The sequence below is a fragment of the Capnocytophaga catalasegens genome (assembly GCF_026005215.1).
Lineage (GTDB): Bacteria > Bacteroidota > Bacteroidia > Flavobacteriales > Flavobacteriaceae > Capnocytophaga > Capnocytophaga catalasegens.
Genome location: NZ_BPMA01000027.1, coordinates 16,501 through 33,057, shown reverse-complemented (window position 1 = coordinate 33,057; position 16,557 = coordinate 16,501). Strand labels below are relative to the sequence as shown.

The 16,557-nt window shown below is 37.2% G+C and carries 8 protein-coding genes and 1 pseudogene; 8 read left to right on the top strand and 1 reads right to left on the bottom strand.

Annotated elements, in window-relative coordinates; all coding sequences use genetic code 11:
* Positions 1 to 82: 82 nt before the first annotated feature.
* Positions 83 to 2,350 (top strand): inorganic phosphate transporter, encoded by a 2,268-nt coding sequence (locus OO775_RS08500; protein ID WP_264846656.1) that lies wholly within the window; start codon positions 83 to 85, stop codon positions 2,348 to 2,350.
* Positions 2,351 to 2,418: 68 nt separating this feature from the next.
* Here the strand turns inward: OO775_RS08500 and OO775_RS08495 are convergent, their stop codons facing one another.
* Positions 2,419 to 3,600 carry a serine hydrolase domain-containing protein gene (locus tag OO775_RS08495; RefSeq protein WP_264846655.1) on the bottom strand — a complete coding sequence of 394 codons (1,182 nt, stop codon included), beginning with the start codon at positions 3,598 to 3,600 and terminating at the stop codon, positions 2,419 to 2,421.
* A gap of 324 nt (positions 3,601 to 3,924) precedes the next feature.
* On the opposite strand from OO775_RS08495, the gene OO775_RS08490 reads away from it, so the two are divergent.
* The 7 genes and pseudogenes from OO775_RS08490 to OO775_RS08460 all read left to right on the top strand — a co-directional run bounded on the left by OO775_RS08490 (position 3,925) and on the right by OO775_RS08460 (position 16,521).
* On the top strand, positions 3,925 to 7,050 hold the full coding sequence (locus tag OO775_RS08490; RefSeq protein WP_264846654.1) for a SusC/RagA family TonB-linked outer membrane protein: 3,126 nt from the start codon (positions 3,925 to 3,927) through the stop codon (positions 7,048 to 7,050).
* Positions 7,051 to 7,068: 18 nt separating this feature from the next.
* The gene (locus OO775_RS08485) at positions 7,069 to 8,733 is read left to right on the top strand and encodes a RagB/SusD family nutrient uptake outer membrane protein (protein WP_264846653.1); all 1,665 of its coding nucleotides are present in this window, start codon (positions 7,069 to 7,071) and stop codon (positions 8,731 to 8,733) included.
* 10 nt (positions 8,734 to 8,743) lie between these two features.
* Positions 8,744 to 10,108: a DUF4960 domain-containing protein gene (locus tag OO775_RS08480; protein ID WP_264846652.1), complete on the top strand. Its 1,365-nt coding sequence runs from the start codon at positions 8,744 to 8,746 to the stop codon at positions 10,106 to 10,108.
* 383 nt (positions 10,109 to 10,491) lie between these two features.
* The gene (locus tag OO775_RS08475) at positions 10,492 to 11,976 is read left to right on the top strand and encodes a glycoside hydrolase family 32 protein (protein ID WP_264846651.1); all 1,485 of its coding nucleotides are present in this window, start codon (positions 10,492 to 10,494) and stop codon (positions 11,974 to 11,976) included.
* A gap of 165 nt (positions 11,977 to 12,141) precedes the next feature.
* Positions 12,142 to 14,346: pseudogene (locus OO775_RS08470) on the top strand (glycoside hydrolase family 32 protein).
* A gap of 6 nt (positions 14,347 to 14,352) precedes the next feature.
* Positions 14,353 to 15,513, top strand: a complete 1,161-nt coding sequence (locus OO775_RS08465) for an MFS transporter (RefSeq protein WP_264846650.1) — start codon at positions 14,353 to 14,355, stop codon at positions 15,511 to 15,513.
* 132 nt (positions 15,514 to 15,645) lie between these two features.
* Positions 15,646 to 16,521, top strand: a complete 876-nt coding sequence (locus OO775_RS08460) for a carbohydrate kinase family protein (RefSeq protein WP_264846649.1) — start codon at positions 15,646 to 15,648, stop codon at positions 16,519 to 16,521.
* The last annotated feature ends 36 nt before the right edge of the window (positions 16,522 to 16,557 follow it).

Sequence of the window (16,557 nt, the reverse complement as noted above, 5' to 3'; positions counted from 1 at the left end):
ACTTGCGAGTTAATAATTATTTAACGTTAAGGAAATGTTCTTTTTGGAGAAAATTTAGAAATTTGCAAAAAAAGGATTATATATGGAGCAAATCTATATTTTTATGTTGATAGTCTTGTTTGGGCTTGCTATTTTTGACCTAATGGTTGGAGTAAGTAACGATGCTGTCAATTTTTTAAACTCGGCTGTGGGGTCAAAAGCTGCCAATCTTCGTACAATTCTTATTGTAGCTAGTATTGGAGTTGCTATTGGGGCTGTTTTCTCCAACGGAATGATGGAAATAGCCAAATCAGGGATTTTCAATCCTGAGAAGTTCTATTTTGAAGAAATAATGTACATTTTTGTAGCAGTAATGCTTACTGACATTATTCTTTTAGATTTTTTCAATTCAATGGGATTGCCTACTTCAACTACGGTTTCTATTGTTTTTGAATTGTTAGGAGCATCGGTTGCCGTAGCAGTAATGAAAGTAGTAGGTGCAGACCAAAATCTTAATTTAGTCTTTGATTATATCAATAATGCTAAAGCTTTACAAATTATAATAGGGATATTTGTCTCTGTGGGGATAGCTTTTACCATAGGAACCATTGTTCAATATATTTCACGCCTTATCTTTACGTTCAATTATCAGGGGAAAATGAAATATTTGGCAGGAATTTTCGGAGGTATTTCGCTCACATTTCTTTTTTACTTTCTAATAATCAAAGGATTAAAAGATGTGTCTTTTGTGTCAAAAGAACAATACCTTTGGGTTGATACACATACTCCGTTACTTTTGGGTATTTTTCTTGTAAGTTTCACTATTCTTTCTCAGTTATTACATTCGTTCAGAGTAAATATTCTTAAAGTAATTATTTTAGTCGGCACGTTTGGTTTAGCCATGGCTTTTGCTGGAAATGATATGGTAAATTTTATCGGAGTACCTATTGCGGCATGGGATTCGTTCAATATTTGGCAAGCAAATGGTTCTCCTGAAGTAGGGATGACAATGGAATCACTTCGACATAGTGTTCAAACTCCACAAATATTCCTTTTTGTAGCAGGAGCCATAATGGTTATAACCCTTTGGTTTTCGAAAAAGGCTCGTAATGTAATTGAAACAGGTGTAAGTCTTTCTCGACAAGATGAAGGTTCCAATGAAAAATTTGAAGCCAATGCGCTTTCACGAGTAGTTGTTCGTTCAGCAGTTTGGACATCTACGGTTTTTGAGAAAATGATTCCGCCAAGTCTATCAAGAAAAATAGATAGCCGTTTTCAGAAACCTCAAGAAAAAAAATCAAATAAAGAAAAAGCCGAAGAACCTGCATTTGATTTGATTCGAGCAGCGGTTAACTTGGTACTTGCCAGTGCGTTAATAGCAATGGGAACTTCGTTAAAACTACCTTTATCAACCACATACGTTACTTTTATGGTTGCGATGGGAACTTCGCTTGCTGACCGCGCTTGGGGTAGAGAAAGTGCTGTGTATCGAGTAGCAGGAGTATTTAATGTAGTGGGAGGATGGTTTTTGACAGCAGGAGCTGCTTTTATTATGGCTTTTGCCGTTTCGACTTTACTTTTCTTTGGAGAAGTTATAGCACTTATTGCATTGGTGATCTTGGTAACATTTCTGCTTATTCGTAGCGCCAAAATTTATCGAAAAAAGCAAGAAGCTAAAGAAGAAAGAGCTAAAATTTTTGAATATAATGATTTGATTACCATTAAAGAAATTGTACAAATCAGTTCACAGAATATTGCTAAGGCCATTAAACGTATTGATAACATATTTGTTAATGTTATTAACCATCTGGCAACAGAAAACTTAGCTGAACTGAAATCTTGCAAGAAAAAAGCTAAATCATTAGAGTCTGATATTGAAGAGCTCAAAAGCAATATTTACCGATTTATTAAATCTCTTGATGACAGGTCGGTGGCTTCAAGCAAGTTTTATATTTTAATATTAGATTATTTGCACAATATGTCTCAATCTATTGGATTTATTGCTGATACGAGTTATACACACGTGAATAATAATCACAAAAAACTCAAGTACAATCAAATACGCGATTTAAAAAATCTCTCCGAAAAGATACATAAACAATTTCAAATTATTTTGGAGATTTTGAACATATCAATGTATTCAAACTCAATAACCAAACTCATTGCCGAAGAAAATGCCATAAAAGCTGATATTTCAGCACTTATTGAAAAACAAATTAAAGAAATACGCACAACTGATTCCAGTCCGAAAAACACAAAATTATATTTCAGTTTGCTCTTAGAGACCAAAGTGCTTATCCGCTCAACAATTAATCTTATGAGTCTTTTCAAAGATTTCAAAGATCAATATAAAGCAATAGACAATAAGTAAAATGTTTTCCATAAAATGAATAATTTCCGTAGGATTTGCATAAAAACTTCCTGCGGAATTATTTTTGCTTAAAACTCACTCTGGCAAACTATTTTTGTGTATTTATCTGCAAATGAATCAAATGATTTGTATGTAGCTCCTTCAAGTATGTAATCAACTATTTGTTGTAAATATTTATCCATTGACGGATTAGTTACATTAAAACACATTGCTATAACCACCTGATTTTCAGGATAAATATAAAACCAAGCGTATCCTCCTATTCCATTACCAATATGTCCGTAATAAAGTCGGTTGTTCCAATCAACAGATGATTGCCAACCAATGCCATATCCGGTTTCGTTACCAGTATCTAAGCATTGTGATTGAAGCATTTCATTCTGAATATCTATTGGTAAGAAGGTTCGTCCCAGAATAGCATTGCCCAGAATAGCCATTTCGTGCGATGTAGAGAGAAAACCTCCACCAGCTAGTTTGTAAAAATTATTCACTTCTGTCGATTTGTAAAAAGATGTTTTTCCTTTGGTATAAGGAATAGCTTGTTCTTCTACCATTCCGCCCATATCGGCACGTGTTTGGTACATTCCTAACGGAAGTAAAACATTTTCTTTTACATAACGCTCAAAAGGCATCTTTGCAGCTTCTTGCATTGCAAGAGATATGAGATTCCAGTCAAAACTATTATAAAAATATTTAGTTCCTGGAGCAAAAAGTAAAGAATCTTTAGCAAACATTTCGATACCTTGACGTATACTCAGAGATTCGTTACTAAAAACTTCACGTCCTTTGTAACCCCGTATACCAGCTAAGTGCCCTGCTAATTGTTTTATAGTAAAGTCATATTCCTTTTTAGGAAAATAAGGTACATATTCGTACAAAGATTTGTTCCAATCTATAATGCCTTGCGCCTGCATTTTGGCTAAACTTACTCCTGACAACGGCTTAGAAACACTTGCTATACGAAAAAGTGTTGAGTTTGGACGAATAGTCTTTTTATTGTCTATATCAGCCCAACCATATCCTTGCTCCCAAATTGTATGACCTTGTTTGGTTACCGAAATAGACATACCAGGAATGGTTTTGCTCTCTAATAAATGAGTAATTATTTGCTCTGCTTTTTGTTGTGCTTCTTCAAATGAGCTAATTTTAAGAGTAAGCGTATCTTGTTTCTTAGAAGTATTTTCTTGTCCCAAAAGTTGTTGAAAAAAAGAAAGAATAGTACTAAACAATACGATATATTTTAAGTTCATAAATGCTTTTCTTTGGGCAAAGATACAATTATTTTCAGATGTACAAATCAGTCCAAAATTATTTTAGAAAAATTTAATATTACTTCTTGACAGATTTTTGATGATACCAATAAATAGATTATTTTTTGAATATAGAATGTAATAATAGATTATATTTATAATTTAATATTTTTTTTCATTGCAACATTTTTGATTGTTTTTGACCTATTTTTTATAGTCTTATTACCTAAATAACAGGAACTTTGCAATATACTTAATGTCATACATTAGTTATGTGTTTAATTAAAACTAATATAAACTTATCCAACAAAAAATTCTACTTGTATGAAACAAAAAATGAAACAGATGTTTTGGATGTGTTTCTTTTGCTTTGGTTGGCTTTCAGCTCAGCAAATTGAAGTAAAAGGAGTCGTCATATCCAAAACAGATAACCAACCACTTATGGGGGTAAGTGTTATCGTAAAAGACAAAACTATCGGTACTTCAACCGATATAGACGGAAACTACCTATTGCGAGTTAGTGAAAACGATGTTTTGACCTTTTCGTATATCGGTTTTAAAACATTGGAAGTGCCTGTTCAGGGAAGGAAACAAATTAACATTTCGCTGGAAGAAGAGGCACAGATGCTGGAAGAAGTAGTCACTGTGGGTTACAGAACCGAGCGTAAGGCGGATTTAACAGGAGCTGTTTCGGTGGTAGATGTCGACCAGATGATGTCGGCTTCAGAAAATAACCCAATAAAAGCCCTTCAAGGACGTGTAGCAGGTATGCAAGTGAGTAACGACGGGAATCCCGCAGGGAAAACAACCGTTCGTATCCGAGGTGTAGGAACGCTTAACAATAACGACCCACTTTACATTATCGATGGCGTACCCACACAAGCCGGTATGCACGAGCTAAACTCGAACGATATTGAAAGCATTCAGGTACTTCGTGATGCTTCGGCAGCAAGTATTTACGGGTCTCGTGCCGCTAATGGCGTAATTATCGTTACTACCAAAAAAGGAAAACAAGGCGTATTGAAAATTGATTTCGACCATTACACCACCGTTTCGATGTTTCAATCACGAATGAAAATGCTAAATTCGGAAGAATACGCCCGAATTCTTTGGAAAGCCTCCGTAAATGACGGCAGAGATGCCAATACCAACGGATTAGGCATTTATTATGATGAATCTACCGATGCCAATGGCTATAAAACATTGAACAATCTGTACTTTCCGAAACAATATTATGACAGAATAGGGCGTCCTATCATTCCTTCCAATACGGATTGGTTTGACGAAATTACGCGTATGGGAGTGGCTCAATCTTACAACTTATCTGTGATGAATGGAACTGAAAAAGGCAATTATTTCTTCTCGTTAGGATATTATAATAACGAAGGATTGGTGAAATATACCGATTTCTCACGGCTTTCTGCTCGTATCAATTCAGATTACAAACTCTTGGGCGATGTAATTACCATAGGCGAAAACTTCACCATCAACCGCACCAGCGAAGTAGAACAGCCTTATCAAATTACAGAAGCTGCGATGATTGCTGTGCCTTTCATTCCCGTACATACTGCTGACGGAAAAGGTTGGGCTGGTCCTGTAAAAATCCTGAACGACCGCCAAAATCCTGCTCGATTAGTTTATGATAATCAAGACAATAGATATAATTATTGGCGTATCTTCGGGAATGCTTTCGTGAATATACAGCCTATCGAGAAGTTTAACATTCGTTCCAGCTTTGGGTTAGATTACGGAAATTTCTACAAACGAGTGCTTAATCGCTCGTACGTTTCTGGATTTTTGGAAGAAACCAAAGATCGCACTTCATCGGCTCTTGAACAAGCACATTGGACAAAATGGAATTGGTCGAACACCCTTACATACGATTTTCAAATAGGAGACAATCGTTTTGAAACCTTAGCAGGAATGGAAATGTTCCAGCAAAATGATATTTCTTTCGGTGTAAAATCATATAATTTTGCCATCGAAACCCCCGATTATATGTGGCCAAGTCTGGGAACAGGCTCAGTAACTGGCAATGGTAATGCTACAGGGTACAAACTGATGTCTTTCTTCGGTAAAATAAACTATGCGTATGCCGACCGATATTTGGCTTCTGCTACACTTCGGTATGATGGGTCATCACGCTTTCATAAAGACCACCGCTGGGGAACGTTCCCTGCCTTTAACTTGGGCTGGCGTATCTCGCAAGAGGCTTTTATGGAAAACCTTCGTGGTACCATCTCTGACTTAAAATTGCGTTTGGGTTGGGGACAAAACGGAAACCAAGAAATAGGCAATTATTCTATCCACAATATTTACAATCCATATTACGGAGTTACAGGCGATTATATTTGGAATGCCATTTGGAATACTTCATACGATATTGAAGGAAAGGGAACGGGACAATTGGCTTCAGGATTCAAACGCGATAGACTCGGAAATCAAGAGCTTAAATGGGAAACAACTACACAAACCAACTTTGGGATTGATTTCGCTTTCTTTGATAATACCCTCTATAGTTCTGCCGAATATTACATCAAACAAACAAAAGATATTCTTGTAGAACCTCCTTATGCAGGAATAAAAGGCGAGGGAGCCACTCAGTGGGTAAATGGAGCGGGTATGGAAAACAAAGGTTTTGAACTTTCTGTGGGTTACAGAAATGAAACCGCATCTGGATTGAAATATGACATCAATGCTAACTTCTCCACCAATAAGAACAAAGTTACAGAACTTCCCGAATCAGTAATAAATGCCTATGGCGGAAATGGAAAATGGGATAACATACTTGGGCGTCCTTATGGTTCTCATTATGGGTATGTAGCTGACGGAATCTTTAAAACGCAAGATGATTTGGACAAACATTCATTGCAAAACGGAAAAGCCATCGGGCGTATTCGCTACAAAGACCTAAACAATGACGGCGTAGTAGATGAAGATGACCGCACGTGGATAGGTAGCCCATATCCTGACTTTATTTACGGATTAAATGTCAATTTGGAATACAAAAATTTTGATTTGTCTTTATTTTTACAAGGAGTACATAACGTGAGCGTTGTTAATGATGTAAAAAAACACACAGATTTTTGGAGTGCTGTGGATACACATTCCAATAAAGGACAACGCCTGCTTGATGCTTTTGATCCCATAACAAATCCCAATTCTGATATTCCGAGTGTTACGTATTCTAATACCAATCAGGAAGATAGATTCTCTACATATTATGTAGAAAATGGTTCGTATTTAAAACTGCGTAACGTTCAATTAGGATATTCTTTACCAAAAGATATTTTAGCGAATTTCAAAATGAGTAAATTGCGTTTTTATGTAAGTGGGCAAAACCTATTTACTATCAAAAGTAAAAACTTTACAGGGCAAGACCCTGAAAACCCGAACTATGGGTATCCTATCCCGATGACATTCACTATAGGACTTAATGCTTCTTTTTAATATTAAATTCTCAGAAAAATGAAAAAGATATTATACACCACATTGGCTATTACATTAGCAAGTTGTAATTTCCTTGATGATGCACCACAAGGAATTATGACACAAGAACAGGCTCAATCCGAAGTTGAAGGATTAGTCACAGCAGCATATTCTGCATTGGGAAACGACCATTACGATGTGCCTTTTAGCCTTTGGCCTTACGGAAATGTTCGCTCTGATGATGCGTACAAAGGAGGAAGTGACACCTCTGACATTCAAGCATTTCACTTTTACGAAACCTCTCAGAATATTGACCCTACATTTGCCGAAGCAGACAAATTATGGTTCAACTGCTACAAAGCTATTTCACGTACCAATACCGCTCTGGCTGCTTTACAAAAAATTTCAGAAGCCGACTTACCATTGAAAAATGTACGTATGGGCGAAATGTATTTCTTGCGAGGACATTTCTATTTTATGTTGAAACAAGTTTTCGGGCATATTCCTTTTGTAGATGAAAACACTCCCGACAAAGAGTATGAAAAAACTCCCAACACACTGCCTAATGACGAGCAATGGGCGTGGATTACAAATGATTTCAAAAAAGCATACGATTTGCTTCCTCCAAGTCAAACACAAAAAGGACGTGCCAACAAATACGCCGCAGCAACATATCTCGCCAAAGCCTTTTTGTACAAAGCCTACCGACAAGACCAATCAAACAATGTAACCTCAATTGACGCTACCGACCTTGACCAAGTGCTCAAATATACTAACGAGGTGCTAAGCTCCCCATACGGATTGGAAGACGATTTTGCTTTCAACTTTCTCCCTGGTGGGTATGAGAACGGAAAAGAGTCCATCTTTGCGGTTCAGTATTCTGCGGAGGACGGAACTATGTACGGACGGCTTAATTGGGGCGATGTACTTTCCGCTCCACAAAAAGTAGGATGCTGTGATTTCCACAAACCAAGCCAAAATTTGGTAAATGCCTTCAAAACTACTAATGGAGTACCTCAGTTTGATACGTACAACACAAACAATTACAACCTTACAAGCGACAAAACCGACCCGCGTTTGTTCCACACCGTAGCAATCCCAGGGCTTCCGTATAAGTACAATACCGAGCTTATTTATCAGGAGGATTGGAATAGGAATGTCAATGTATACGGCGTATATGCTTCCTTGAAGGAAAACGTAGACCCTTCGTGCAGTTGCTTTAAGAATATCAACCCTTTCAGAGGTAATTCCAAAAACAGAATCGTTTTACGCTATGCCGACGTGTTACTTATGCGTGCCGAAGCACTCATAGAGCTTAATCGACACGAGGAAGCACTACAATACATAAACCAAGTACGCCAAAGAGCAGCACAAAGTATTTCATTGATAGGCTATGCCCCCAACATCCAAATCGCTACGTACGTACCTGGTGCTAACATCACGTGGAAACAAGAGGTAGCCCGACAAGCACTTCGCTGGGAAAGACGATTGGAATTTGCTATGGAAGGACAGCGTTTCTTTGATTTAGTGCGATGGGGAATCGCTGATGAAGTGATGAATACCTATTATACTACAGAGGCAACACGTCGCCCAGTTATATACAGCAACGCTCGATTTACCAAAAATAAGAATGAATACATCCCTATACCACAAAACCAAATCGGGTACGTGAGGGGAATTTACAAACAAAATGTCGGATTTTAATCAGAAATATATGAAATCAGTAATCACTATTTGCAAAGGACTTACACTATTGGCGGTAGCTATCGCCTGTAACAAAAACCACGAAGGGAATTTGATAATAGACAAAGAACCTTATATAGTATCCTTTAAAGTCAATAACACTATTGAAGGGATTATTGACCACACAAAGCAGGAGATAAATGTATATGCACCTTGGTCGCACGACTTTACTGCAATGAATGTGGCAATAGAAATCCCCTCTGGAGCTACAATTATGCCTAACAATACCACTAATATCGACCTATCGAAAGGGAAAACCTATCGAGTATTGAATGGAAACCTATATTGGGACTATAATGTCAAAGCTCAATATAGCCAAATGCTTTCCTTCGACATAGGAAACTACAAAGGAAAAATAGATAACTCCACTGGTAAAATTACTATCAAATATCCGATGGGGCAATCCGTAACCGATTTATCTCCCACTTTTGTGACTACTCCTGGTGCTGTGGTAAGTCCCAGTTCAGGAACTGCTCACGATTTCACAAATCCGGTCACTTATACAATGCAATATGCTGGAGAGGAGTTTAAGTATGTGGTAACTCTTGTTCCTACTCAGTTTGAGGCATTAGCTTTCTTGGGTACTTCCAAATCTTCTTCTGCTATCACAAATGATGATGAAAAGAAAGCTTTTCTGTGGTTTAGTGAGAACTTTGATAATCATACTTATATTTCATTCGATGATATTAAAAGCGGAAAGGTTAAACTTTCGGATTATAAAACCATTTGGTGGCATCTTGATAGCGACTCACAAGATTTGCCAAGTGAAGCTACCAACGCAGAGGTTATCAACAAGATAAAAAACTACTATCGTGCTGGAGGTTCTCTATTTCTATCATCGTGGGCTGTGCAATATGTTGCCAATTTAGGAATTGCCAAAGATGGGAAAAAAGTAAATAATATGTGGGGAGAAGGTGACGCTCCTTTTGCTACTGCCGATGATTGGGGTATTTGTTATAAAGGCAATGAATCGCACCCTATCTTTGCAGGACTGACAAAAAAAGCAGGTTCTAACAACATCGCATTCCTGATTAGCAAAGGGACTAAGGTAAAGGCACATAATGCTTTATGGAACTTTGAATGGGGTGATTATGCCAATGATGTGCCACGTTGGTCTATCGAGAATGGTGCAATTAACTTAGCAAGTTTTCATTGGAATGATGCGATGAACAGAGCTGCCATATTTGAGTATCCCTCTGACGGAACATCGGGGAAAACTATCTGTGTAGGGATAGAGGCTTACGACTGGCACAACGAAGATAATTCGCCTGAAAATACCTATTTCGGTAATATCGAAAGATTAACCACAAATATTATTGAGTATTTATCCAAATAAGAACGTTCTTTTAAAGTATAGTTTTATATCATTCCGATTTAGGAAAAGAAGAATTCTTGATAGAATAATACTTTACTGACTTAGAAAAAGAAAAATTCTTAGTAGAATAATACTTTCCTGATTTAGGAAAAGAAAAATTTTTAGTAAAATAATACTTTACTGATTTAGGAAAAGAAGAATTCTTGATAGAATAACACTTTCCCGATTTAGAAAAAGAAGTATTCTTAGTAGTATAACACTTTTCCGATTTAGGAAAAGAAGTATTCTTAGTAGAATAATGCTTTTCCGATTTAGGAAAAGTAATATACAATCTAGATTATAATTATTCTTATAGAGAAATAATGACAAAATATTGTAACAAACATCTTTAACATAACATAATAATGAAAAAATATATTCATTTAGATATAATCTGTAATCTATTAGGAGTTACATCGTGCAGTTTAGATGATAACTTCACGAGCAATGACCCTAACGCAGCACCCGAAGCCTCTACCTGTTATGACATATATGATGCAGAGGCAGATTATCATACTTTTTTCAGACCGAAAAAAGCGTGGGTAGGTGACCCTATGCCTTTTTATGATAACGGAAAGTTCTATATATACTATCTTCACGATACGCGACCTGCTGGAGAAACCTTTCACCCTTGGTACTTAGCTACAACTACCGACCTATTTACCTATGAAGACAAAGGGAAAGTTATTCCTTGTGGAGCGGATAACTCACAAGAAGATGCATTAGGTACAGGTTCTGTTATAAAACATAATGAAACATACTATGCTTTCTATACTGCCCACAATGGGAATCTTAATCCAAAGGAGAAGATACACTTAGCCACCTCAACGGATTTAATATCTTGGCAAAAGAAAAATGACTTTAGCTTACAAGCATCAGATAATTACGATGCTAATGAGTTCCGTGACCCTTACGTATTTAAAGATGGAAATACCTTTAATATGCTTGTTACCACAAGGGGATACATACCTGAAGTGAACGATTGGCAAGCCGTCATAGCTCATTATACATCTTCAGACTTGATTCATTGGCAACTCCAAAGCCCTTTTTACTATAATAGTGAGCGAGTATTGGAATGCCCCGATGTATTTACTATGGGTCAGTATCAGTATTTAGTTTATTCCAATTGGGATTGGGCAAATAAAAATAGGAAAATACTTTATCGCTATCGTAAAATAGGTAATTCTGATTGGATAATACCCTCAAACGATGCTCTCGACGGAGACCTTTTCTATGGAGGAAAGACTATCTCCAATGGGGAAAACAGATATTTAACAGGGTGGATACCTACTCGCAATGCGTATAACGATGGTAGTGATTTGAGTTGGGGTGGTTCTCTTGCCGTGCATCAACTATCACAGAACGATGATGGTACATTACGTGTCGGGGTTGCTAATATATTAGCAAGTAAATTATCTAATGATAAGCCGGTAGGGACATTTTCACTTAGTGGCTTAGAGGTTAAGGTTTTTGAAAGATTGGAAAAAACTCCTCAGAAGATAACAACCCGCATCACGGCAGATACTGCTACACAATTTGGTATTAAAGTTGGGGCTTGTGGAAACCTACGCGAAAGTTATGATTTGCTCTTCGACCTAAAAGGAAAAACACTTAGTTTCAACAGAAATACACGAGAGCAGTCGCTCGTAAGCATTGCATCAGTGCATCTACCTATCCTTACGGATAAGGTATTTGATGTTACACTTATTGTAGAAGGCTCTGTGGCTACCATTTATGTAAATAACCAAACTGCATTATCAGTACGCTGTTACCGAATGAATCAAAATACTTGGGGTATATTTACCAACGATGGAGCAGTAACGTTTTCAGACGTAAAAATTTCAAAATAAACACTTACAGAATATCATAGATAGCTCATATATAAGTTCTTTACCATAAAGAAAAACAAAATGACAACAGATAAAAATAGCTTTTCTTCTGCGGAAAACAATCAAATAATAAATGCTGTTTGTGATGTACTTTCAAAACAAATATAAACTAATAAATATACACAAATGAAGAAACAATTTATATTAAATGGTATATTTGCCATTACTCTTATAGGGTGTACAGCATCTCAAGATAAGATTATAGATGATTTCGAGTCAGGGAATTATAATCAATGGACTATAGAAGGAGACGCTTTCGGAGACGCACCTGCACAAGGCAGCTATTCAGGACAGCAATCCGTAAGCGGATTTGAGGGAAAATTCCTGATAAATAGCTTCAACGGCGGAGACGATGCCAGAGGCGTACTTACTTCAAATCCTTTCACGATAAACGGAAAGTATATAAACTTCCTTATCGGTGGCGGAACCCATCAAGAAACATATATTGAACTGCTAATCGATGGACAAAGTATTTACAAGACACACCCTTTGATAGAGAGTGAAACACTACAATGGCAATCGTGGGACGTACAGAACTATGGCGGAAAGACCGCTGTGGTACGCATCGTAGATAATCAACGAGGTAGCTGGGGACATATCCTCATTGACCAAATAGAACAAAGTAACGAATCTAAAAGTATTTTTATGACGGATCATACTCTTTCATTTACAATTGATAATAATTTTCTGCTCATACCAATAGAAAATGAAGCTCCCGAGACTAAAATCCGCTTACTGGTCGATAACAAACCAATAGGAGAAGCGATTGATATCCGACTGGCACAATCAAAAATAGATTATTGGATACCTATCCCAGTTAAGGAATACAACAAGCAACAAGTGGCACTGCTTTTCAGCTCCCTGAAAACTACTGACATAGGCTATAAAGAAATAAAACAGGTAGCTACCTATGAGTTCAATTATAATGAAACCTATCGCCCACTCTATCACTTCACACCGCAATATGGCTGGATGAATGACCCGAACGGAATGGTATATCACAATGGAGAATATCATCTTTATTTTCAGTACAATCCTTATGGAACCAAATGAGGGAATATGCACTGGGGACACGCCGTAAGCCGTGACTTAGTACATTGGGAATATCTTCCTACAGCAATAAGCCCAGATGCATTGGGAACAATTTTCTCAGGAAGTGCCATTGCAGATAAGAACAATACGGCAGGATTTGGTAGAGATGCCATTATTGCTATCTATACTTCGGCAGGAAAAAACCAAACCCAATCCATAGCATACAGCACTGATAACGGACGCACATTCACACCTTATGCACAAAATCCAGTACTTACTGACCCTAATATCGTTGACTTCCGTGACCCAAAAGTATTTTGGCACGATGCTACCCAACAATGGATTATGTCACTGGCTACTTCGCAAACGATTACCTTTTACGGCTCTAAAAATCTCAAACAATGGGAAAAGCTTAGCGAATTCGGTGAAGGCTTAGGAGCTCACGGAGGCGTTTGGGAATGTCCTGATTTGTTCCCACTTACTTATGATGGAAAAACAAAATGGATACTTTTCGTAAGCATCAACCCAGGCGGACCTAATGGAGGAAGTGCTACGCAGTATTTCATTGGTGATTTTGATGGAAAAACATTCAAACCTGATGAACTATCCGCTGTGGCTTGACTATGGACGTGATAACTATGCGGGTGTTACGTGGAGCAACATACCACGTGAAGACGGACGTCGCCTTTTTATCGGGTGGATGAGCAACTGGGATTATGCAAACAATATACCTACGGAACACTTCCGAAGTGCAATGACCATTGCTCGTGAACTCAAATTAACTCACAATGGTGAACATTTAGTAGTAAATAGTATGCCTGTGAGAGAGTTAGAAAATCTACGCCGCACTACCGAAAAATTTGAAAATAAGATTGTTGATACGAATTATATCATTGAAAGATTGCTCAAAGAAAATCAAGGAGCTTACGAAGTAGAGTTCGTTGTAAAACCTGAGCAAAGTTCGGTATTTGAGTTCAAATTGTTTAATCAGAATAATGAAGAAGTACGTTTCATCTTTGATTTGAACAAAAAAACACTTGAATTCGATCGTTCCAAAAGTGGAAATGTAAATTTTAGTAATAATTTCGCTTCAGAAATTATAAAATCACCTTTGGTAAATAAGAAATCATACAAAATAAGATTATTCATTGATAAAAACTTAACAGAAATCTTCATAAATGACGGAGAATTAGTACAAACTAATACTATCTCCCTACTGAAACATATAATTCATTATCGTTTGATGTTCAAAAAGGGAAAATTAATGTAGAAAACATATCAGTTTATAACTTAAAATAGAAAAAAATGACACAAAAAAATAATTTAATGACTTTACTCCCTGTTATGTTAGCATTTTTCTGTATGGGATTTGTTGATTTGGTGGGAGCAGCGACCAATTACGTGAAAGCCGATTTCCAGTTAAGCGAAACGATAGCGAATATTCTGCCTTCTATTGTATTCTTTTGGTTTTTGCTTTTCTCTGTGCCTACGGGTGTGCTTATGGGTAAAATCGGAAGGCGTAAAACTGTGATTTTGAGTCTTATCGTGACAGCGATTTCGCTTATAATTCCCTTTATTAATTATTCGTATATCTCTATGCTCATTTCATTTTCATTGTTAGGAATTGGAAATACATTAATGCAAGTATCTCTTAATCCGCTTCTTTCGAGTATTGTGAAAGGTGATAAATTGGCAAGTTCACTTACCTTTGGGCAGTTTGTCAAAGCGATAGCCTCGTTTATTGCTACTATTTTGATGATTCGTTTTGCATTGATGTTTGAAAATTGGAAATTGTTATTTCCTTTGTTTGCTATTGTTTCGGTGATAGCTATTCTGTGGCTTGGTTTTACCTCTATTGACGAAGAGAAAACCGATAGCAAAAATGCTTCTTTTGCGGAATGTTTCGCCCTCTTGGGAGACAAATTCATACTTCTGTGCTTCATCGGAATTATGTGCCACGTAGGAATTGATGTTGGGGTAAACGTAACCGCTCCTAAACTTCTACAAGAACGCTTAAACATTCCGCTGGACGACTCGATGTATGCCACAAGTGTATATTTCTTATTCAGAACGATAGGTTGTTTCAGTGGAGCGTTTATCCTGTCAGTGTTTTCTCCCAAAAAGTTCTTTGGGCTGAGCGTAGCTTGTATGATTATCGCGATGGCAGGATTTTTTATTTTCGATAGCAAAACGGCATTGTATGTAGCGGTGGCTTTGGTAGGTTTTGGGAACTCGAATATCTTCCCGATAATCTTCTCGCAAGCCTTATTACATAAGCCAGATAAGAAAAATGAGGTTTCAGGACTGATGATTATGGGGCTTTTCGGAGGGACTGTTTTTCCGTTCTTTATGGGAATAGCTTCGGATATGACGGCTTCACAAATGGGAGCTTTGGCGGTACTTAGTATCGGTGTGGCATATCTGATTTTGATGACTCTGAATTTGAGAGAAAAAGTAAATCAATAAAACATTCATATTTATTTTGTATAATAACTAAAAATATTCAAATATTTTGTTTATCATATCAATATTATTTACGATATTTGCTGTATCTGTGGTGGTATTCACAAAAACACAAAAAACGAAAAAAATAAGCCAATGAAAAATATAGTTGTAGGATTAGGAGAAATCCTTTGGGACGTTTTCCCTGAACGGAAAGTATTAGGCGGAGCACCTGCCAATTTCGCATATCACATATCGCAATTTGGGTTTAACGGCTATGCGGTAAGTGCCATTGGCGAAGACCTTTTGGGCAAAGAAATTCTGCAAAGTTTAGAAGAAAAAAATCTAAATTATCTGCTCGAAACAACCGATTACCCAACAGGAACGGTGCAAATAACACTCAGTGGAGCAGGTATTCCGCAATATGAGATATGCCAGAATGTAGCGTGGGATAATATCCCATTCACAGCCCGAACCGAGAATTTGGCAAAAAACACACAAACGGTTTGTTTTGGTTCATTGGCACAGCGTAGCGAAGTGTCACGGGCTACAATCCGTAAGTTTGTACAAGCTATGCCTGAGGATAGTCTGAAAATATTTGACATTAATTTGAGATTAGACTATTATACTCAAGAAGTCATTCACGAATCGTTACTTCTGGCAAATATGATGAAGCTCAATGATGAGGAAGTGGTTAAAATCGCAACTCTTTTCGGGTGGAACGGAACAGAAGAAGCTATTTGCACCAGATTATTACAAGAATACAATTTAAAAATTCTGATTTTGACCAAAGGAACACAAGGAAGCTATGTTTTTACCGATACCAAAACGTCATTTCTGCCTTCGCCGAAAGTACACGTAGCCGATACGGTAGGTGCTGGAGATTCTTTTACGGCAGCTTTTGTAGCAGCATATCTCAATGGCAAAAGTATTGAGGAAGCGCATCAGTTAGCTGTGGAAGTCGCTGCTTACGTATGCCAACAACACGGAGCGATGCCTCGCCTTGCTGATGCTTTTGTGGAGCTTTTTTAGAAGGTAAGAAATAAATACATAAAGCATTATGTTTAG